18 protein-coding genes are annotated in these 19,626 nt (G+C 71.0%); 10 read left to right on the top strand and 8 right to left on the bottom strand.

The window, feature by feature from the left end:
- Positions 1–59: 59 nt before the first annotated feature.
- Positions 60–962, bottom strand: coding sequence for an endonuclease/exonuclease/phosphatase family protein (locus AC5DRG_RS06110; RefSeq protein WP_491808652.1), 903 nt, complete (start codon positions 960–962; stop codon positions 60–62).
- Positions 963–1,168: 206 nt separating this feature from the next.
- On the opposite strand from AC5DRG_RS06110, the gene AC5DRG_RS06105 reads away from it, so the two are divergent.
- Both AC5DRG_RS06105 and AC5DRG_RS06100 read left to right on the top strand, forming a co-directional pair.
- Positions 1,169–2,473, top strand: coding sequence for a DUF6986 family protein (locus tag AC5DRG_RS06105; RefSeq protein WP_491808650.1), 1,305 nt, complete (start codon positions 1,169–1,171; stop codon positions 2,471–2,473).
- Positions 2,474–2,579: 106 nt separating this feature from the next.
- Entirely contained in the window at positions 2,580–4,355 is a 1,776-nt protein-coding gene (locus AC5DRG_RS06100) for a serine/threonine-protein kinase (RefSeq protein WP_491808649.1), read from the top strand.
- Here AC5DRG_RS06100 and AC5DRG_RS06095 read toward each other — a convergent pair.
- Both AC5DRG_RS06095 and AC5DRG_RS06090 read right to left on the bottom strand, forming a co-directional pair.
- The gene (locus tag AC5DRG_RS06095) at positions 4,301–5,077 is read right to left on the bottom strand and encodes a hypothetical protein (protein ID WP_491808647.1); all 777 of its coding nucleotides are present in this window, start codon (positions 5,075–5,077) and stop codon (positions 4,301–4,303) included. The genes AC5DRG_RS06100 and AC5DRG_RS06095 overlap by 55 nt on opposite strands.
- A 7-nt stretch (positions 5,078–5,084) precedes the next feature.
- Complete coding sequence (locus tag AC5DRG_RS06090; protein WP_491812974.1) at positions 5,085–6,134, bottom strand: LacI family DNA-binding transcriptional regulator; 1,050 nt, start codon at positions 6,132–6,134, stop codon at positions 5,085–5,087.
- A gap of 274 nt (positions 6,135–6,408) precedes the next feature.
- Here AC5DRG_RS06090 and AC5DRG_RS06085 point away from each other — a divergent pair, with 274 nt between their 5' ends.
- Entirely contained in the window at positions 6,409–7,362 is a 954-nt protein-coding gene (locus AC5DRG_RS06085) for an ROK family protein (protein WP_491808645.1), read from the top strand.
- Between the two features lie 91 nt (positions 7,363–7,453).
- Here AC5DRG_RS06085 and AC5DRG_RS06080 read toward each other — a convergent pair whose 3' ends face one another.
- Entirely contained in the window at positions 7,454–9,475 is a 2,022-nt protein-coding gene (locus tag AC5DRG_RS06080; protein ID WP_491808643.1) for an NPCBM/NEW2 domain-containing protein, read from the bottom strand.
- Between the two features lie 211 nt (positions 9,476–9,686).
- Between AC5DRG_RS06080 and AC5DRG_RS06075 the strand changes: the two genes are divergently transcribed.
- Both AC5DRG_RS06075 and AC5DRG_RS06070 read left to right on the top strand, forming a co-directional pair.
- Complete coding sequence (locus tag AC5DRG_RS06075) at positions 9,687–9,878, top strand: hypothetical protein (protein ID WP_491808641.1); 192 nt, start codon at positions 9,687–9,689, stop codon at positions 9,876–9,878.
- Between the two features lie 146 nt (positions 9,879–10,024).
- Positions 10,025–11,065 carry an NUDIX hydrolase gene (locus AC5DRG_RS06070; RefSeq protein WP_491808640.1) on the top strand — a complete coding sequence of 347 codons (1,041 nt, stop codon included), beginning with the start codon at positions 10,025–10,027 and terminating at the stop codon, positions 11,063–11,065.
- A gap of 141 nt (positions 11,066–11,206) precedes the next feature.
- Here the strand turns inward: AC5DRG_RS06070 and AC5DRG_RS06065 are convergent, their stop codons facing one another.
- Entirely contained in the window at positions 11,207–12,562 is a 1,356-nt protein-coding gene (locus AC5DRG_RS06065; RefSeq protein ID WP_491808638.1) for a dipeptidase, read from the bottom strand.
- A 133-nt stretch (positions 12,563–12,695) separates the two neighbouring features.
- On the opposite strand from AC5DRG_RS06065, the gene AC5DRG_RS06060 reads away from it, so the two are divergent.
- Entirely contained in the window at positions 12,696–13,901 is a 1,206-nt protein-coding gene (locus AC5DRG_RS06060) for a geranylgeranyl reductase family protein (protein WP_491808636.1), read from the top strand.
- 28 nt (positions 13,902–13,929) lie between these two features.
- Here AC5DRG_RS06060 and AC5DRG_RS06055 read toward each other — a convergent pair whose 3' ends face one another.
- A complete protein-coding gene (locus AC5DRG_RS06055) occupies positions 13,930–14,382 on the bottom strand; it encodes a nitroreductase family deazaflavin-dependent oxidoreductase (protein WP_491808635.1) in 453 nt (150 codons plus the stop codon).
- A 200-nt stretch (positions 14,383–14,582) separates the two neighbouring features.
- Between AC5DRG_RS06055 and AC5DRG_RS06050 the strand changes: the two genes are divergently transcribed.
- The 3 genes from AC5DRG_RS06050 to AC5DRG_RS06040 all read left to right on the top strand — a co-directional run bounded on the left by AC5DRG_RS06050 (position 14,583) and on the right by AC5DRG_RS06040 (position 17,320).
- Positions 14,583–15,287, top strand: a complete 705-nt coding sequence (locus AC5DRG_RS06050; protein WP_491808633.1) for a TetR/AcrR family transcriptional regulator — start codon at positions 14,583–14,585, stop codon at positions 15,285–15,287.
- A 117-nt stretch (positions 15,288–15,404) separates the two neighbouring features.
- Entirely contained in the window at positions 15,405–16,658 is a 1,254-nt protein-coding gene (locus tag AC5DRG_RS06045) for a sensor histidine kinase (protein ID WP_491808632.1), read from the top strand.
- Positions 16,655–17,320, top strand: coding sequence for a response regulator transcription factor (locus AC5DRG_RS06040; RefSeq protein WP_491808630.1), 666 nt, complete (start codon positions 16,655–16,657; stop codon positions 17,318–17,320). Before AC5DRG_RS06045 ends, AC5DRG_RS06040 begins: the two co-directional genes overlap by 4 nt.
- Here AC5DRG_RS06040 and AC5DRG_RS06035 read toward each other — a convergent pair.
- Entirely contained in the window at positions 17,281–17,580 is a 300-nt protein-coding gene (locus AC5DRG_RS06035; RefSeq protein WP_491808628.1) for a DUF6332 family protein, read from the bottom strand. The two genes, AC5DRG_RS06040 and AC5DRG_RS06035, sit on opposite strands and share 40 nt — an antisense overlap.
- Positions 17,581–17,653: 73 nt before the next feature.
- Complete coding sequence (locus AC5DRG_RS06030; RefSeq protein WP_491808626.1) at positions 17,654–19,144, bottom strand: MFS transporter; 1,491 nt, start codon at positions 19,142–19,144, stop codon at positions 17,654–17,656.
- Between the two features lie 85 nt (positions 19,145–19,229).
- On the opposite strand from AC5DRG_RS06030, the gene AC5DRG_RS06025 reads away from it, so the two are divergent.
- The gene (locus AC5DRG_RS06025; RefSeq protein WP_491808625.1) at positions 19,230–19,625 is read left to right on the top strand and encodes a MarR family winged helix-turn-helix transcriptional regulator; all 396 of its coding nucleotides are present in this window, start codon (positions 19,230–19,232) and stop codon (positions 19,623–19,625) included.
- Position 19,626: the final 1 nt, after the last annotated feature.

The raw sequence follows: 19,626 nt of genomic DNA, 5'->3' as shown, positions 1-19,626 counted from the left end.
GGCTCGATCCGGCTGTACGAGGCCCCCGTAACCGTTCGTGCGGTTACGGGGGCCTCGGCTCATCCCAGGGTCAGCGAGGCCTGCACGGGCAGGTGGTCGCTGGGGAACTGCCCGTTCATCGCGAAGGTGTTGATCGAGGCCCGGTGGACTTTGACGCCCGGCGTGGCGAGGATCCAGTCGATGCGGTCGCCCCTCGGGGTCAGCGGCTCGTAGCCGTGGAAGGTCGCGTACAGCGCGCTGTGCCGTGCCGCCACGTCCCAGGTGTCGACGAGTCCCGAGCCCACCAAGGTGTCGTAGGCCGGGTTCTTGTGCGCGGCGACGTTGAAGTCGCCGGTGACCACGACGGGCAGGGTGCCGTCGAGTTGTGCGATCCGCCGGGTCATCAGCGTGGCGCTGCGCTCGCGCGCGTACTGGCTCACGTGGTCGAAGTGGGTGTTGAGGACGTAGAACTCCCGTCCGTCGTCGGCGAGATCACGGAAGCGCACCCAGGTGACGATGCGGGGGAAGCGGGCGCCCCAGGTGTTCGAGCGGATGACTTCCGGGGTGTCGGAGAGCCAGAAGGTGTAGTGCTCGAGCGGGACCAGGCGCTGGAGGTCGTAGTAGATCGCCGTGGACTCGTCGCGGCTGCCTCCCTCGCGACCAGTGCCGATCCAGTCGTAGTTCGGCCCGAGGTCCGCGTCGATGTCGCGCAGCTGCTGGTAGAGGCCCTCCTGGGTGCCCATGATGTGGGGACGGGTGCGGTGCAGCAGCTCACGCATCACCGGTCTGCGGGCGGTCCAGCTGTTGGGCTCGGTGGTGCTCGCGAAGCGCAGGTTGAAGGACATGACCCGTAGCGGGCCGGGGCTTTTCTTCGTCGAGGCGGACGACTCGGACAGTGTTGTACTGGAGAGGGGCACGGTGACCAGTGCGGCCAACGCGGCCTGTAAGCCCAGACGGCGCGTGACTCGGTTGTCGTTCGGCACGGGGGCTCCTTCGGTGGGGCGGCCGGCGAGTCGTGCATACGAGTCGTGCGTACGGGAGTGTGATACCCCCGGTTGAGATGGGCGTGAACATGCCGAAAGCCCGGAGTGGCCCCGTTCGGAAGTGGTGTTGACCATCCGGAAGGTTCCCGGATAACTTCGTTCTACGGATTGTTGATTCCGTAGAGCGGAAAACTGGAGGGTGTGGCATGGGGCAGGGCCAGCAGGAGCAGGTGGCGACGAGCCTCGCGGGCGCCGTCAGCGAAGAGATCAGCGCCTCCCTCGCGCCGGTCGACGCGGAGCTGGAGCGCCGCTACCCCGGAGACCCGGGCACCCGCCAGCCCGTCCACACCGTGTACGTCCCTGGTGACGTCTTCGCCGCCGACACCATCCGCTCCTGGGGCGACCAGGCCCTCGCCGCCCTTGACGAACACGCCCCGGACGCCGCCTCCTTCGCCGGCGTCCTCGGCCTGACCGACGAGCTGGCCGGGCCGGTGTACGACCGCGTACGCGCCAAGCTGGAGCGCGAGCCCATCGAGGACCTCCGCGTCGACTTCGAGGACGGCTACGGCCCCCGCCCCGACGCCGAGGAGGACCAGACCGCCGCCCGCGCGGCCCGGCTGATCGCCGAGGCGTACGAGAACGGCACGGCAGCCCCGTACATGGGCATCCGTATGAAGTGCATGGAGGCGCCCGTCCGCGACCGGGGCATCCGCACCCTCGACATCTTCCTGACCGGCCTGATGGAGGCCGGCGGGCTGCCCGACGGGCTGGTCCTCACCCTGCCCAAGGTCACCTACGCCGAGCAGGTCACCGCCATGGTCCGCCTGCTGGAGGCCTTCGAGAAGGCGCGCGGCCTCACGCCCGGCCGGATCGGCTTCGAGATCCAGATCGAGACCAGCCAGTCCATCCTCGCCACCGACGGCACCGCGACCGTCGCCCGCATGATCCAGGCCGCCGAGGGCCGCGCCACCGGACTGCACTACGGCACCTTCGACTACAGCGCCTGCCTCGGTGTCTCCGCCGCCTACCAGGCCAGCGATCATCCGGCCGCCGACCACGCCAAGGCGATCATGCAGGTCGCGGCGGCGGGCACGGGCGTACGCGTCTCGGACGGCTCCACCAACGTCCTGCCGGTCGGCAGCACCGAGAAGGTCCACGACGCCTGGCGGCTGCACTACGGGCTCACGCGGCGTGCGCTGGCGCGCGCCTACTACCAGGGCTGGGACATGCACCCCGGCCACATCCCGACCCGGTACGCGGCCGTCTTCGCCTTCTACCGCGAGGGCTTCGAGCAGGCGGCGGCCCGGCTCGCCCGGTACGCCAACCGCGCGGGCGGCGACGTCATGGACGAGCCCGCCACCGCCAAGGCCCTCAGCGGCTATCTGCTGCGCGGCCTGGACTGCGGCGCCCTCGACCTCGCCGAGGTCGCCAAGGCCACCGGGCTCACCCGCGCCGATCTGGAGGGCTTCGCGACGCCCAGGCGGGCCGACCTGACGGTCTCGGTCAAGTAGCGGCCCTGTCACAGCCCTGACAGGGCCCAGTTTCCCTTGAGGCGTTGTCACCCCTGCCCCGTACTGTGTGGGGAACGCATTGGCACGTCACAGGAACGGGGCAGAGGTGTCTTCGGGGGAGAGCGGACAGGCGGACGGGACCGGGCGGCTGCTGGCCGGGCGGTATCGCGTCATGGCGCAGCTGGGGCGCGGCGGCATGGGCGTCGTCTGGCGGGCCGTCGACGAGGTCCTCGGCCGTGAGGTCGCCGTCAAGGAACTGCGCACCTACACGGACTCCGACGCACCCGAACTGGCCGGCCTACGGCTGCGCATGCAGCGCGAGGCCCGCGCGGCGGCCCGGGTGCGCCACCCCGGAGTCGTCGCCGTGCACGACATCGCGGAGGTCGACGGGCGTCCGCTGATCGTCATGGAGCTCGTCGACGGACCGTCCCTGGACGACGTGCTGCGCGAGCGCGGCACCCTCGACCCGGGCGAGGCGGCCGGGATCGGCGCGAAGGTGATGGACGCGCTGGCCGCCGCCCACGCCGCCGGAGTCCTGCACCGCGACGTGAAGCCCGGCAACATCCTGCTGGAGCGCTCGGGCCGCGTCGTCCTCACCGACTTCGGCATCGCCACGATGGACGACCCGGGCGACGGCTCCGCCACCCACCTCACCCGCAGCGGCGAACTCGTCGGCTCCCTGGACTACTTGGCCCCCGAGCGCGCCCAGGGCCACGACCCCGGCCCGGCCTCCGACGTCTGGGCCCTGGGCGCCACGCTGTACGCCGCGGTCGAGGGCGTCTCGCCGTTCCGCCGTACGTCGACCTTCTCGACGCTCACCGCGATCGTGGCCGAGCCGCTGCCGGAGCCCCACCGGGCCGGTCCCCTCGGGCCCGTCCTGCGGGAGCTGCTGGACAAGCGGCCCGAGGCCCGCCCGGACGCGGACCGGGCGCGCGAACTGCTGCGGGGGGTGGCGGACTCGCCCGCCCCGGACGCGGCGACCACCACCCTGCGCGCGGCGGCGGCGCCGCCCGCTCCCGAGGAACCCTCGCGGGAGCCGACGGAGCCATCCGTCCCGGCGGTGCCGCCGGGATTCGGACCACCACAGCCGATGGAGCCGATGGCCCAGGGCTTCGGGGCGCCGGTCCCGCCGGCGCAGGGCTCGGACATACCGGGGCCCATGGCTTCCCCCGCACCCCAACCAGGGGCTCCCACAGGGACCTTGGCCGCTTCCGACCCGCCTCGCCGCAAGAGTCGCGTCCTGCTCGCCGCCGTAGCGGTCACCGTCGTGCTCGCGGTGGCCGGAGCGACGGTCGCCCTGCTGAACAACACGGGCGACGCCGAGGCCGGCGCCGGGCCGACGGCATCCGCAGACCGCACCACCGCCTCCTCCCGGGCTTCCGGCCGCACCGACGCCGACTCCTCGGACGAAGCCAAGCCCACCGGCCAGGGCGACGAGAAGACGCCCTCGCCGACGGAAAGCACAGACTACGAGGGCGGGTCCACGACCGGCGCGGCCCCGACGCCCTCCCCGTCGAAGACCGCCGACGGCGATGACACCTCGGGCGCCGGTTCCGGCAACGGCGGTGCGACCGACGGGGGCACCGAGACCACCGAGGCTCCGGCGTGCTGGTCCGTGGGCTCCGGCAAGTACAACTGCGAGGTCTGGACCACCGCCAAGTCGTACACCGCCTCCGGCACCGAGGCGGGCGTCCTCAACCAGGGCACCAACTACTTCTACTGCCAGTCGAATCTGGGCCGGCGCGAGACATACGGCGAGTGGACCAACGTCTGGTGGGCGAAGACCGACGACGACAGCGGCAACACGGACGTCTGGGTCAGCGACGTCTACATCACGGGCGGCGACAACGACGAACCGGTTCCCGGACTCCCGGTCTGCTGAGCCCGTACATACCGCTCAAGCCCTGACGCAGTCACCAGCTTCTCCTCGGCGAACAGCCGCGTGCCCGCCTCGCACAGCCGCCCGTCGGCACGGACCCGCGCGCAGAACTCTTCCGGTGTGTCACCGAACAGCTCTCTCAAGCGCGCCGATCCGCCCAGGAGTTCGGTGAGCAGCCGCCGCTCGCCCGGGTGCCTGCGGGGCGTGCCGGTGCCGTCGTGCAGGACCCCGCGGCGGTTGACGTACACATACGCGCCCGGAAGCGGCCGGCCCTCGTCCGTCTCGACGCGGACGTCGGAGCCGGGCAGCCAGGCCCGGTCGTACGGGACCTCGCTCGCGTCGATCGCCGTGAGCTGCTCGGCGTCGAGCCAGGTCACGAACAACTCCCGTACGGTGCCCGGCGCGTGGAAGGGCGACGCGGACACATAGCCCATGCGGCTCACATGCGCGGAGACACCGACGTCGATGCCCGTGACCACCGCCTTCATCAAGGGGATCGGTGAGGTGATCCCGGACTCGGCCATTTTGTCGCGCAGTTGGCCGGGGCAGGCGTTGGAGCCGACGGCCAGGACCGGGGTGCGGTTGGCGAGGGCGGCGCGGTCGAGGGCCAACAGCCGGTCGCCGGCGAGGAGTCCGGACTCCTCGGGCCAGGCGCCCGGATAGCTCAGCGGATGGTCGCGCGGCGCCTCGGCCAGGCCCAGCGCCTCAAGGGTGCGGTCCTCCATGCGCGACTCAGTCCGCCGGCGGCAGCTCGCCCGAGCCGCGGGTGATGAGCCTGGTGGGCAGCTCGATGCGCTCCGGGACGACCAACGTGCCCTCCAACTGCTGGAAGAGACGATCGGCGGCCGTACGTCCGAGGGCCGCCGCGTCCTGGGCGACGACGGTGATGCCGGGCTGGAGGAGGTCGGCGAGCTCGATGTCGTCGAAGCCGACGAGGGCGACGCGGCGCGGCTGTTCGGCGAGGACCCGGATCACGGTGACGGTCACCCGGTTGTTGCCGGTGAAGATCGCGGTGACCGGGGAGGGGCCCGAGAGCATGTCCTCGGTCGCCCGGCGCACCCGCTGGGGATCGGTGACGCCCAGGGACATCCAGGAGTCCTCCACGGGTATGCCCGCCTCCTCCATGGCGGCCCGGTAGCCGCGCAGCCGCTCGACGGCCGTGTGGATGCGGGGCATGTCGCCGACGAAGCCGATCCTGCGGTGTCCGTGGGCGATCAGGTGCGCGACGCCGTCCCGGGCGCCGCCGTAACTGTCGGACAGCACGGCATCGGCGTCGATCTTCCCGGCCGGACGGTCCACGAACACCGTCGCGACGCCCGCCCGTATCTCGGGCTCCAGATAGCGGTGGTCGTCGCCGGCCGGAATGACGACCAGCCCGTCCACCCGGCGCGCGCACAGCGCCAGCGTCAACTCCTGCTCGCGGTCCGGGTCCTCGGCGCTGGAGCCGTTGATGAGCAGGGAGCCGTGGGCGCGGGCCACTTCCTCGACCGCGCGGCTGAGAGGGCCGTAGAACGGGTCCGCGAGATCCTCAAGGACCAGGCCGATGCTCGCGGTGCGGCCCTTGCGCAGCACCCGCGCGCTGTCGTTGCGGCGGAAGCCCAGCGCCTCGATGGCCTCCTGGACGCGGCGCTCGGTGTCCGGCGTGACGCCAGGCTCCCCATTGACCACGCGCGAGACGGTCTTGAGGCCGACGCCGGCACGTGCCGCCACGTCCTTCATGGTCGGACGGTTGCCGTAGCGGTTTCCGGGGTGGCGGTCTGCTCGGCGGGCGGTCTCGGCCACGATGCGCTGTCCTGTCCTGTCGTCCACGGCGGTACGGCGCTCCCTTTGTCCGGGGATTGTCCGGGAGAATCCGTCAGATGATCCACAGGGAACCATGGGATTGTCCATGGGGATGCGTCGAGCCATGGGTATGTATGAGGATGTGGCGTCGAGCATAGAGCCTGGACAACGTTGTCATATGCGCGAGAGACTGTCCACCGCAATCTCCGGCCTGCGCCCCCACCGTCAGACCGGGCAGCCCTTTTGTCTTGGTTGACTGGGAGATCTGACACTGATGCACACCGACCTGGTGGCCGCACTCGACATCGGCGGAACGAAGATCGCCGGAGCTCTGGTGGACGGCCACGGCCGGATCCTGGTGCGCACCCAGCGCGCGACGCCGGCGAAGGAGGACGGCGACACCGTCATGGGGGCCGTGGAGGAGGTGCTCGGCGAGCTGACCGCGGCGCCGTTGTGGGGGCGCGCGAACGCCATCGGAATCGGCAGCGCGGGCCCGGTGGACGCCTCGGCGGGCACGGTCAGCCCGGTGAACGTGCCCGGCTGGCGCGGCTATCCGCTCGTCGAGCGGGTCAAGGCCGCGGCCGGGGGTCTGCCCGTCGAGCTGATCGGCGACGGAGTGGCGATCACGGCCGCCGAACACTGGCAGGGCGCCGCCCGCGGGCACGACAACGCGCTCTGCATGGTGGTCTCGACCGGCGTCGGCGGCGGTCTCGTCCTCAACGGGCAGCTCCACCCCGGCCCCACCGGCAACGCGGGCCACATCGGGCACATCAGTGTCGACCTGGACGGCGACCTGTGTCCGTGCGGTTCGCGCGGGTGCGTGGAGCGGATCGCGAGCGGTCCGAACATCGCCCGGCGCGCGCTGGAGAACGGCTGGGAGCCGGGCCCGGACGGCGACACGTCCGCCGCCGCGGTGGCCGCCGCGGCCCGCGAGGGCGACCCGGTCGCCGTGGCCTCCTTCGGGCGCGCGGCCCAGGCGCTGGCCGCCGGCATCGCGGCCACCGCGACCCTCGTCGAGATCGACATCGCCGTGATCGGCGGGGGAGTGGGCAAGGCGGGCGAGGTGCTGTTCACGCCCCTGCGCAAGGCCCTGAGCGACTACGCGACCCTGTCCTTCGTCCAGCGTCTGACGGTGGTCCCGGCCCAGATGGGCACGGACGCGGGGCTGGTGGGGGCGGCCGCGGCCGTGCTCGCCAGGCGGACGGGCACGACCGCGGCCGGGGTCTGAGCAGGCCGTTTGCAGGAACGTTCACTCGGTTGCTGAACTCGACAGACGGGCTCAGTGATTCAGCGGATTGGCGGTGCACCGGCTCAGTGGTTCAGCAACTGAGCTGTGCGTCCGCCCAGTCCGCGTGGTCCGAGTCGATGCCGTCCCCGCCGTCGGTGACGAGGAGGCGGACGACCTGAGCGCCGGTCACGTCGGCCGTCACCGGCTGGGCCGGCATCGCGTTGGTGAGCACGCCGGTCGAGGCGACCTCGGTGCCGTCCGCCCAGATCGCGAAGGCGACGGTCCCATTGGCACCCTTCTCGTCGTCGACGCCGACCTCGGCGGTGACCGTCTCGCACGCCCCGCCGGTGTAGTACTCGACGGCACTGTCCGCATGGACGCCGAGCCCCTTGGCGTACACCACACCGCCGAGGGTGATCGGATTCCCGTCTCCGGCGTCGCTCTCCCCGTTGCTGGTGTTGCGCTCGACCGGCCCCCATCCGTTGGTGGCCGACAGCCACGGCAGATCACCGAACCAGGAGATCCCGGAGGGCGGCGCCACCACCACCGACACCGTCAGCGGCAGCACGCTCTCGACCCGTAAGCCGGTCGGCGAGCGGTAGTTCGCCGTGAGGGTGAGGTCGTACGACCCTGTCGGCGTCCCCACCGGAGCGGTGACCGTCCACTTCGTGCGCAGGGCTCTGCCGGTCCGCAGGACGGGTGTCGTGGTCGGTGAAGTCGCCCTGACGGCCCAGCCCTCGGGGCCGGTGAACGCCACGGACACGTGCTTGGCGGGTGTGCGGCCCAGGTCGGTGACCGTCGTCGTGAGCGCGGTCGGCTTGCCCGCCTCGGTCAACGGGGTGCCGTCGAGGGCGAGTTCGACGGCGGGCGGGTTCGTCGCCCACCGGGGGTCGGCGGAGACCCGTACCAGGACCGTGCCGTGGGCCGGGACGGTCGCCGAGATGGTGCCCGCGGTGTTGTAGCTCCTGTACTGCCACAGGTCGCGCATCGTGTACGCGTCCGCGGTGGGCAGCCCTACGGCCGCGGCCGTCGTCGCGATCCGCTGCGCGCTGCCGGACTCGTTGAACAGGGCGACCGTGCGGCTGCCGTCGCTCATCTCCTTGGCGACGACCCAGCGGCCGCCCGCTGAGGACACGACCGTGCCCTGTTTGCCGAGGGGATCCTGGTCGACGGCGATGACCTCGTGGTTGCCGAGGATGTCGAAGGTCCCGTCGGTCGCCTCGCGCAGGTCGGAGCCGATGAGCAGCGGTGCGGCCATGACGGACCACATCGAGAAGTGCGAGCGGTATTCGGTATCCGTCATGCCGCCGTTGCCGACCTCCAGCATGTCGGGGTCGTTCCAGTGGCCGGGGCCGGCGTATTGGGCGAGCGGCAGGTTCTGCTTGAGGATCGACAGCATCGAGCCCCAGTTGTCGCTGATGTCACCGGTCGTGCGCCACAGGTGTCCCACGTCCGCGGCCCACTCCCAGGGCCTGTTCTCGCCCCATTCGCAGATGCTGTGGACGATGGGCCGACCGGTCGCTTTCAGTGCGTCGCGCATGGTCGTGTACCGCAACTTGGCGTCCACGCCCTGATTGTTGCAGTTGTCGTACTTGAGATAGTCAACGCCCCAGTCCGCGAACTGCTGGGCGTCGCTGTACTCATGGTCCAGCCCACCCGGGAAACCGGCGCTGTTGCACGTCTTCGTGCCGGCGCTGGTGTAGATGCCGAGCTTGAGTCCCTTGGCGTGCACGTAGTCCGCGACTGCCTTGATTCCATTGGGGAAACGGACCGGGTCGGGCACGAGTTCTCCGTCCGCGTCCCGGGTGGGCAGGGCCCAGCAGTCGTCGAGGTTGACGTACTCGTATCCGGCGTCCTTGAGGCCCTTTTCGACGAAGAGGTCCGCGATTCCCTTGACCATGGACTCGTTGAACTCGGCGCGGCAGTGCGTGGAGTTCCAGTTGTTGAAACCCATGGGCGGAGTGAGGGCGAGGCCGTCGGCGAGCGTGGGGGTCACGGTGTCCGTGACGGGGGCTGCCGCGACGGGTGCGGCGAGACCGGCGCCGCACAACAGGGCTGCGGCGAGAGATCCGACCACTCTTCGGCGGGTTGTGCGGGTGTGAAGGTGACGCATTGTTACGTTCCTCCGAACTCGCGAAAGGTGGGATGATGTCATGTGCGCGTCAGTGGTGCGCGTTTACGGTAGGAGGTGTTGGATTCTGATGGAAGGTGAGAGGTGATGTCGACGGGGCTCGACTTGCCGCAGGTGCGATCAGACATCGGATGTCCCGGCGAGATCCGTGACTCCCGCGTGACCCCAGCCCGCTTCCGTAGTTGAACCGGTCATGAAGAAGCGCAGCATGCTCGCCATCGCCTCCCTCGCCGCCGGTTTCGTCGTCGCGGCCGTCACTCCGTCGCACGCGCTCGGGGAAGAACTCGGGGACCTCAACGTGGGTGACACCCTCAGCACCGTCGACCACACCGTCGCCAGCGACAGCCTGGCCGCCGACGAGAACGCCCTGGGGCAGAACGACTGACCTGCGCGAGGCGGGTCGGTCCAGGCGCCGGTGTCCCTGAGAAGGGGCGCCGGCGCCTCTTGTATGCGCTCTCAACTGGGGCTGGTTTCCGTGGCAGGGTGGAGCGGGCAAGCCACAGGGGGCCAATAGAAGAGGGGGAACTGTCCGTGATCGTCTGGATCAACGGAGCGTTCGGTGTGGGGAAGACCACCACCGCACGGGAACTGATCGATCTGATCCCGAACAGCACGCTCTTCGACCCCGAGGTCATCGGCGGGGCACTCGCGCATCTGCTTCCACCCAAACGCCTCGCGGAGGCGGGCGACTTCCAGGACCTGCCGATCTGGCGTCGTCTCGTGATCGACACGGCGGCCGCGATGCTCGCCGAGTTGGGCGGGACCCTCGTGGTCCCGATGACCCTGCTGCGCCAGGAGTACCGTGACGAGATCTTCGGCGGTCTCGCCGCTCGCCGGATCGCCGTCCGGCATGTCCTCCTCGCTCCGGCTGAAACGATCCTGCGCAAGCGGATAGCGGGGCGCGAGGTTCCGCCCGACCTTCCCGACGGCGACATACGAATACGGCAGTGGTCCTACGACCACATCGAGCCGTACCGCGCCGCACTCGCGTCCTGGCTCACGGCGGACGCCCACCCGATCGACAACGGCGCCCTCACCCCGTACGAGACGGCCGCCCGCATCGCCGAGGCCGTCGGCAGTGGTGCCGTGCGCGCCTGCGACATCGTGCAGACGCCGGAACCCACCGCCGAGACGCTCGCCGCCGGTGTGCTCCTCTTCGACGAGCAGGACCGGGTACTGCTCGTCGACCCCACCTACAAGGCCGGCTGGGAGTTCCCCGGCGGCGTCGTCGAACCCGGCGAGGCACCCGCGCGCGCCGGCATGCGCGAGGTCGCCGAGGAGACCGGGATACGGCTGGAGGACGTACCCAGGCTGCTCGTCGTGGACTGGGAGCCGCCCGAGGCGCCCCGCTACGGCGGTCTGCGCCTCCTCTTCGACGGCGGCCGCCTCGACCCCGCCGACGCCGACCGACTCCGGCTGCCCGGCCCGGAGTTGCGCGACTGGCGCTTCGTGACCGAGGAGGAGGCCGCCGACCTGCTCCCACCCGTCCGCTACGAGCGCCTGCGCTGGGCGCTGCGGGCACGAGAACGCGGGGCGGCGCTGTATCTGGAGGCGGGCGTCCCGGTCGGCTGACCGAACGCGCCGTCGCCTGCAACTACGCGGAGGCGGTCCAACTGCTGTACGCCGCCCGGAGTTCGTCGTACGGACAGGGCGTGCTCCGGCTCTCGTGCCGGAGCCGTCCGACGAAGTCGGCCATCAGGGCGGAGAAGCGGCTCAACTGCCCGCGTAGTTGCGCAGGAACAGCGCCTCCGTCACTGACAGCCGCTCCAACTCCTCGGGGGACACACTCTCGTTCACGGCGTGGATCTGGGCCTCCGGCTCGCTCAGGCCGATCAGCAGGATCTCCGCGCGCGGGTAGAGCGCCGCGAGGGTGTTGCACAGCGGGATGGAGCCGCCCTGGCCGGCGTACTGCATCTCCTGACCGGGGTAGGCGACCGCCATCGCGTCCGCCATCGCCGCGTACGCCGGGCTGGTCGTGTCGGCGCTGAACGCCTGCCCCTGACCGACCTGCTCGATGCGCACCTTGGCGCCCCACGGCGTGTGCGCCTCCAGGTGGGCCTGGAGCAGCTTGGTCGCGTGGACGGCGTCGACGCCCGGCGGCACGCGCAGGCTGACCGCCGCGCGGGCGCTCGCCTGCACCGACGGGGTGGCGCCGACGACCGGCGGGCAGTCGATGCCGAGGACCGTGACGGCCGGGCGCGCCCAGATGCGGTCGGCGACCGTGCCCGAACCGATCAGCTCCACACCGTCCAGCACCTTGGCGTCCTGACGGAACTGCCCCTCGTCGTACTGGAGCCCCTCCCACGACGACTCGTCCGTCAGCCCGTCGACCGTCGTCGAACCGTCCTCGGCCCGCAGCGAGTCCAGTACGCGGATCAGCGCGCCCAGCGCGTCGGGCGCCGCGCCGCCGAACTGGCCCGAGTGCAGGTTGCCTTCGAGGGTGTCGATCCGGATGCGCAGGAGGGTCATGCCGCGCAGCGTGGAGGTGACCGTCGGCAGCCCGACCCGGAAGTTGCCCGCGTCGCCGATGACGATCGTGTCGGCCTTCAGGAGCTCGGGGTGCGCCTCGGCGTACCGCTCCAGACCGCCCGTGCCCATCTCCTCCGAACCCTCGGCGATCACCTTGATGTGCACCGGGACGCCGCCGTTCGCCTTGAGGGCGCGCAGCGCGAGCAGGTGCATGATGACGCCACCCTTGCAGTCGGCGGCCCCGCGCCCGTACCAGCGGCCGTCGCGCTCGGTCAGCTCGAACGGAGGGGTCGTCCAGGCGGCCTCGTCCAGCGGCGGCTGCACGTCGTAGTGGGCGTACAGGAGGACCGTCTTCGCGCCCTCGGGCCCGGGCAGATAGCCGTACACCGACTGCGTGCCGTCCGGGGTGTCGAGCAGGGCCACGCCCTGGAAGCCTTCGGCGCGCAGCGCGTCGGCGACCCAGTTCGCGGCGCCCTCGCTCTCGCTCTTCGGGAACTGGTCGAAGTCCGCCACCGACTTGAAGGCCACCAGTTCGGTGAGCTCCGCCTTCGCCCGGGGCATCAGGGAGGCGACGGTCTCGGCGACCGGATTCGACGACATGGGCACGCTCCTTGTGGGTGCGACGTTGTACGTATGAAGTCCTGTGATCCTCCCACAGCGGACTGTGGCGACCTCCGCCGTAAGATGCGGGAGACAGGTGCGGCAGCGGCTTGATCAGGAGCAGTAGACCATCGTGAGCAGCGAGAACTCTTCGGCGGACGACGTGCAGCGGGTGTGGGACGTCGTCGTGGTGGGCGCGGGACCCGCGGGGGCCTCGGCCGCATACGCGGCGGCGGTCGCGGGGCGCAGCGTCCTGTTGCTGGAGAAGGCCGAGCTGCCCCGGTACAAGACGTGCGGCGGCGGCATCATCGGCCCCTCGCGCGACGCCCTGCCGCCCGGCTTCGAGCTGCCGCTGCAGGACAGGGTGCACGCGGTGACCTTCTCGAACAACGGTCGCTTCACGCGCACCCGCCGCTCCAAGCAGATGCTGTTCGGGCTGATCAACCGGCCCGAGTTCGACCAGCAGCTCGTCGAGCACGCGCAGAAGGCGGGCGCCGAGCTGCGTACGGGCGTCACCGTGTCGCGGGTCGAGCAGCACGGGTCGGCGGTGCCGGACCGGCGCACGGTCGCCGTGGTCCTCCAGGGCGGCGAGACGCTGCTCGCGCGGTCCGTGGTCGGCGCCGACGGCAGCGCCAGCCGCATAGGGGCACACGTCGGGGTGAAGCTCGACCAGGTGGATCTGGGCCTGGAGGCGGAGATCCCGGTGCCGGAGACGGTCGCCGAGGACTGGGCGGGGCGGGTGCTCATCGACTGGGGGCCGATCCCGGGGAGTTACGGGTGGGTCTTCCCGAAGGGGGACACCCTGACGGTCGGCGTGATCTCCGCGCGCGGCGAAGGCGCCGCCACCAAGCGCTACTTGGAGGACTTCATCGGGCGGCTCGGCCTCGCCGGCTTCGAACCGAGCGTCTCCTCCGGGCACTTGACCCGCTGCCGGGCCGACGACTCGCCGCTGTCTCGCGGGCGGGTGCTGGTGTGCGGGGACGCCGCGGGGCTGCTGGAGCCGTGGACACGCGAGGGCATCTCGTTCGCGCTGCGGTCGGGCCGGCTCGCGGGGGAGTGGGCGGTCCGCATCGCGGAGGCGCACGACGCCGTCGACGCCCGGCGCCAGGCCCTGAACTACGCGTTCGCGATCAAGGCGGGGCTCGGCGTGGAGATGAGTGTCGGCAAGAGCCTGCTGACCGTGTTCGAGCGCCGCCCCGGCCTCTTCCATGCGGCCCTCACCGGTCTGCGGCCCGCCTGGAATGCCTTCGCGGAGATCACCCGCGGCTCCACGTCCCTGGGCGAGCTCGTCCGCTCCCACCCGATGGCCCAGCGCGCCCTGACCGCGCTCGACCGGTAGACGTCACGGGGCCGGCGGCCGGCGCCCGTCAGGCGGCCTCGACGGTGATCCGGAACACGGGGTGCTTCGGGGCGGCGGCGAGCAGTTCCTCGTCGGTGGAGTTCGCGTTCACGTCGCCGAAGAAGCGCCCCACCTCCCAGCCCCACTTCTTGAGGTAGGTCCGCAGCACGACCGGCTTCTCCTCGTCGGACAGCTCGACCGCCGTGAACTGCTGCACCCGGCGGCCCACCTTGAGCTGTCCGCCCCCGGCCGCCCGTACGTTCCGCACCCACTCGGAATGGCCGCGCGCCGACACGAGATATGGCCCGCCCTCGTAGGGGAGGGGATTCACGGGCACCTGGCGCCACTCACCGCTCTTGCGGCCGCGGACCCAGAGTTCGGCGGTACCGGCGAGGCTGACGCCGTGCCGTGCGAGCCAGCCGATCACGCTGTTCATGGTCCTGTCGAAGGCCTTCGGCTTCATGTAGTGGGTCGACGACATGATTCCCTCCCGGGGTGGCGGAGCCTGATGCGGAGTGCGGCTTGGGTGTGCGGCTTCGGCGAGCAGATTCGGAGAGCACTGCTCTCGCTTGAGAACAGTCTGTGGGAGATCGGTGATCCAAAGCAAGAGCACTGCTCTCTTTTCTGTGCACCGCTCTCGTATGAGTGCAGTGCTCTCGAAAACATGGAACACTCCTTCGTGTGAGCAGCAGCACCGCACGGGGCGCCCGCGCCCGAGCCAGGATCGAGGTCACCGCGGCCATCAAGGACGAGGCGCGCAGACAGCTCGCGGCCGAAGGCGCCGCCAAGCTCTCGCTGCGGGCCGTCGCCCGTGAGCTCGGCATGGTCTCCTCCGCGCTGTACCGCTACTTCCCCAGCCGCGACGACCTGCTGACCGCGCTCATCATCGACGCCTACAACTCCCTCGGTGAGACCGCGGAGACCGCCCATACCGAGGTCGGCGCCGCCACCCCCGCGCGGCGCTGGATCGCGGTGTGCGAGGCGGTGCGCGGCTGGGCACTGGGGCATCCGCACGAGTACGCGCTGATCTACGGCTCACCGGTGCCCGGCTACACCGCACCCGAAACCACGATCCCGGCGGCGGCCCGCGTCGGAAACCTCCTGATCGGCATCGCGCGCGACGCGCACCAAAAGCACGGCCTCGCCAGGGCGCCGCTGCCCGCCGAGCTGCGCCCCGAGGCGCAGCGCATGTCCGTCGACCTCGCCCCTGACCTCCCCCCGGAAACCGTGGCGTCCCTGGTCGCGGCCTGGGCGCAGCTGTACGGGCTGGTCGGTTTCGAGCTGTTCGGACAGTTCAACCGGGTCGTGGAGGACCGCGAGCGATTCTTCCGCCACGCCGTGACCCAACTCGCCCAAGGGGTGGGCCTGGTGTATCCGCCCGAGTAGATCCCCATCGGGGACGACGGGGGCCGGGACACGGGCGGACGTACTTCGAGGGGAGTACGTGTGATCACCTCGCCCGGCGGACGCCCGGGGTGGCGACCGGCGTCTAGCGTGGCGGACATGGACGAGCAGCGTGTGGGCGGGGGCGGACCGCCCCAGTGGTGGCGGCACGGGCCGCCGTGGCTGAAGCAGGAGGAACGGGCCGCGCGCTGGCCCTGGCGTTCCACCCTGGTGCTCACCGTGTTCGTGATGGCCGGGTCCCACTTCGCGGCGCAGGTGCAGGAGGGCGAGCGCGCGGCGCTGGACCCCTTCGCGCGTGCGCTGCTGCTCGCGTCCTGTCTCCTGCTGCTCTGGCGGCAGCGGCATCCGGTGTTCGTCGCCTTCGGTACGGCGACCACCGCCATGGTCTACTTCGGCGCCGGATATCCGTACGGGCCCATCTTCGCCGCGGTCGCCCTGGGCTGCTTCAGTGCCATCGTCGCCGGGCACCGTCGGGCCGCCTGGGCGGCGGTCGGGATGCTCTGGGTCGGGCAGGTGCTGATCGCGCACTGGCTGTACCGCTGGCTGCCGCCCTCCGGCGACGACGCGGCGGCCTGGGGGCAGGAGGGTGTCGTCGCCGCCTGGGTGGTCGCCATCGTGGCGGTGGCCGAGGTGGTCCGCGTACGGCGTGAGCAGTGGGCGCGGGAGCGCGCCGAGCGCGCCCAGGCCGCTCGGCGCCGCGCCGACGAGGAACGGCTGCGGATCGCCCGCGAACTGCACGACGTCCTCGCCCACAGCATCTCCGTCATCAACGTGCAGGCGGGTGTCGGCCTGGCGCTCCTCGACTCCGACCCCGAGCAGGCGCGCACGGCGCTCACCACCATCAAGGCCGCGAGCAAGGAGGCGCTCGGCGAGGTCCGCCAGGTGCTCGACACCCTGCGCGCGCCCGGCGCCGCGCCGCGCGCTCCGGCGCCCGGCCTCGACCGGCTGCCCGAGCTGGTGGAACAGGCGGCGAGCGCCGGCCTCACGGTCGACGTCGAGGGCGAGCCGCCGCGGCTCCCGCCCGGTACCGACCTCGCCGCCTTCCGTATCGTCCAGGAGGCCCTCACCAATGTCGTACGGCACTCGGGCTCGCGGCACGCGCGTGTGCACGTCGGGCTCGCGGGCGGCGCGCTGCGGCTGTTGATCGACGACGACGGGCCCGCGACCGGTGCGGACGCGGGCGGCAGCGGCAACGGGCTGGCCGGAATGCGGGAGCGGGCCGCCGCGCTGGGTGGCACGATCGAGGCGGGCCCGCGTTCCGGTGGCGGGTTCCGGGTGCTGGCTGTTCTGCCAACCGAGGCCAGGCCCGAGGTCGAGCCAGAGATCGAGTCAGAGGTCAAGGAGGACCGGTGATCCGTGTACTGCTCGCCGACGACCAGTCACTGGTCCGGGCCGGATTCAAGGCGCTGCTCGACGCCCAGCAGGACATCGAGGTGGCAGGAGAGGCCTCCGACGGCGAGGAGGCGTTGCGCCGGGTGCGCGAGCTGCGCCCGGACGTCGTCCTGATGGACATCCGCATGCCCCTGCTCGACGGCCTGGCAGCGACGCGTCGTATCACCGACGACGTGGACCTGAAGGACGTGAAGGTGGTCATGCTCACCACCTTCGAACTGGACGAGTACGTCTTCGAGGCGATCCGCTCGGGCGCCTCCGGCTTCCTGGTGAAGGACACGGAACCGGAGGAACTCCTGCGTGCGGTAAGGGCGGTGGTCGAGGGCGACGCGCTGCTCTCGCCGGGTGTGACCCGCCGGCTGATCGCCGAGTTCGCGGCCCGTTCCAAGGAACCCGCGACCGCCGACGCCCTCACCGAACTCACCGAGCGGGAACGGGAGGTGATGGCCCTGGTCGGCATCGGCCTGTCCAACGACGAGATCGCCCGCCGCCTGGTCGTCAGCCCCCTCACCGCGAAGACCCACGTCAGCCGCACGATGGTCAAACTGGGCGCACGGGACCGAGCCCAACTGGTCGTGCTGGCCTACGAGTCGGGGTTGGTACGACCGGGCTGGCTGGGCTGATCGGCACCCGGCCGGACACCCTGAGAGAAACGAACCAGCACGCTCACCACCCGCGCGAAGAAGAGGACGGGCGCGAGCACGAGCCCCGTACGCAGCAGGAGGGTCGCCACGGTCTCCGGAAGATCGAACAGCAGCGCCGGACCGGCGACGGCCCCGAAGGCGACCGCGGCCGCGAACCCCGCGCTGAACAACGCGTACCCGATCTCGACGGTCACCGCGTCCCGCGCGGCCTGCGAACGCCGTCCTCCGTAACTCTCCATCCGACGAGTCTCACAGGCGTGCGCCCGGCGGAGCAAGCAGGCCCCGCCGGGCGCACGTGTCGGATGCGTCCCCCTAATCGCGGACCGCCACGCGCTCCGCGTCCACCTCCTCCGTAGTGGACTTGGCGACCACGATGGACTGTTGCCTACGACGGTTGCGCAGACCCGGCAGCGTGATCAGCAGCCCGCCGACGGCGATGCCCGTGACCACCATGAGGCCTGGCCGGTAACTGTCCAACACGCCCTGCAGGGTGGCCTGTTCGGGGGCGTGTGCGGTGACCACCGCTGTGACGATCGCGAGGAAGATCGCGCCGCCGACCTGGACCGAGGTGTTGAGGAGCCCCGAGACCATGCCCTGCTCGTGGTCCTCGACGCCGTTGGTGGCCTGGATGTTGAGCGAGGGGAAGACCAGCGCGCAGGCCGCCCCGATCAACAGCATGGACGGCAGGATGACCGCCGCGTACCCGGGATCCAGGCTGACGCGCAGGAACAGCGCGTATCCGACGACCATCAGCGCGAAGCCCACCGCGATCAGCCGCTGTGTGCCGAACCGGTCGACGATCGAGCCCACCTTCGTCGAGGACACGGCGACCACTGCACCCGCGGGCAGGAAGGCGAGGGCCGTGTGCAGTGCCGACCAGCCGAGCAGCGACTGCATGTACAGCGTGACCAGGAACTGGAAACCGACGTACGACCCGAAGAAGGCCATCGCGCCGAGCTGGGCGCGGATCTGGTTGCCGGAGCGCAGCACGCCGAGCCGGATCAGCGGACCGGCCGAGCGACGTTCCACGCCTACGAAGACGGTCAGGAGGGCGGCAACGGCCAGGAAGGACAGCAGGGTCCGGGCGGATCCCCAGCCGACCTCCGGGGCTTGGACGACGGTGAAGACGAGCAGCAGCATGGACGCGGTGCCGAGGACGGCGCCGGGGACGTCGTAGCCGTTGTGGTCCTTCTCGCGTTCGCTGCGCGGCAGCAGCTTCAGGCCCGCGAGCAGGGCGATGAGGGCGATGGGCGCGGGCAGCAGCATGGTCAGGCGCCAACTGGCCTCGGTGAGCAGGCCGGAGAGCACCAGGCCCATCGAGAAGCCGGTGGCGGCGCAGGTGGTGTAGATCGAGAGCGCGCGGTTGCGCAGCGGGCCCTCGGGGAAGGTCGTGGTGATGATCGACAGGCCGGCCGGCGCGGTGAAGGCCGCGCTCAGGCCCTTGATGAAGCGGCTGGCGATGAGCAGCGGGCCCGAGTCGACGAGCCCGCCGAGCAGCGAGGCGAGCGCGAAGACTCCCAGGGCGACCAGGAACACCTGACGGCGCCCGAGCAGGTCGGCGGTCCTTCCGCCGAGGAGCAGGAGTCCGCCGTATCCCAGGATGTAGCCGCTGACGATCCATTGGAGCGTCGACGTCGACAGGTCGAGTTCGTCGCCGATGGACGGCAGGGCGACGCCGACCATCGACACGTCGAGTGCGTCCAGGAACATCGCGGCGCACAGCACCAGCAGGGTGCCCCACAGCCGGGGCGTCCAACGAACCGCCGAAGACGGGGCGGTTGGGGTGGTGAGCGGAGAGGTCATGCCGCAGACACTACATGCGTATGCATCCAATGCAAACGCATTTAATTCCGATGCAACAAACCCGGCTCTCTGCTACGGTGCGGCCATGGCGGCGAAGAAGGCCGAGCAGGCGCTCGTGGATCAGTGGCGGGACATCCTCGCGCTGCACGCGCGCACTCAGTGCGAACTGGACCGCGCGCTGCACCAACACGGCCTGTGCGCCAGCGACTTCGAGGTGCTCGACGTCCTGGCCGACGGATCCGCGCCGGACGGTTCCTGCGCCTTCCGTGTCCAGGAGATCTCCGAGCGGGTCCATCTGAGCCAGAGCGCGCTGTCGCGGCTGGTCGCCCGGCTGGAGAAGGACGGGCTCGTCGAGCGCGGTATGTGCGCGGAGGACCGGCGGGGCGTTCGCGTGACCCTCACGGCGAAGGGGCGCGCGCTGTATGGCGAGGTGCGGCCGGTGCAACGCGCGGTGCTGACCCGGATGTTGGCGGGCGGCTGAC

The sequence above is a fragment of the Streptomyces sp. JLBG701 genome (assembly GCF_058544905.1).
The sequence above is the reverse complement of the archived record's forward strand: the minus strand, read 5'-3'. Positions and strand labels throughout refer to the sequence as shown.

Excerpts from the sequence above, each read along its gene's own strand:
- AC5DRG_RS06105 (WP_491808650.1), top strand. The coding sequence starts at position 1,169 with ATGGGGCAGGGCCAGCAGGAGCAGGTGGCGACGAGCCTCGCGGGCGCC.
- AC5DRG_RS06095 (WP_491808647.1), bottom strand. The coding sequence starts at position 5,077 with ATGGAGGACCGCACCCTTGAGGCGCTGGGCCTGGCCGAGGCGCCGCGC.
- AC5DRG_RS06085 (WP_491808645.1), top strand. The coding sequence starts at position 6,409 with ATGCACACCGACCTGGTGGCCGCACTCGACATCGGCGGAACGAAGATC.
- AC5DRG_RS06080 (WP_491808643.1), bottom strand. The coding sequence starts at position 9,475 with ATGCGTCACCTTCACACCCGCACAACCCGCCGAAGAGTGGTCGGATCT.
- AC5DRG_RS06075 (WP_491808641.1), top strand. The coding sequence starts at position 9,687 with ATGAAGAAGCGCAGCATGCTCGCCATCGCCTCCCTCGCCGCCGGTTTC.
- AC5DRG_RS06065 (WP_491808638.1), bottom strand. The coding sequence starts at position 12,562 with ATGTCGTCGAATCCGGTCGCCGAGACCGTCGCCTCCCTGATGCCCCGG.
- AC5DRG_RS06055 (WP_491808635.1), bottom strand. The coding sequence starts at position 14,382 with ATGTCGTCGACCCACTACATGAAGCCGAAGGCCTTCGACAGGACCATG.
- AC5DRG_RS06045 (WP_491808632.1), top strand. The coding sequence starts at position 15,405 with ATGGACGAGCAGCGTGTGGGCGGGGGCGGACCGCCCCAGTGGTGGCGG.
- AC5DRG_RS06035 (WP_491808628.1), bottom strand. The coding sequence starts at position 17,580 with ATGGAGAGTTACGGAGGACGGCGTTCGCAGGCCGCGCGGGACGCGGTG.
- AC5DRG_RS06030 (WP_491808626.1), bottom strand. The coding sequence starts at position 19,144 with ATGACCTCTCCGCTCACCACCCCAACCGCCCCGTCTTCGGCGGTTCGT.
- AC5DRG_RS06025 (WP_491808625.1), top strand. The coding sequence starts at position 19,230 with ATGGCGGCGAAGAAGGCCGAGCAGGCGCTCGTGGATCAGTGGCGGGAC.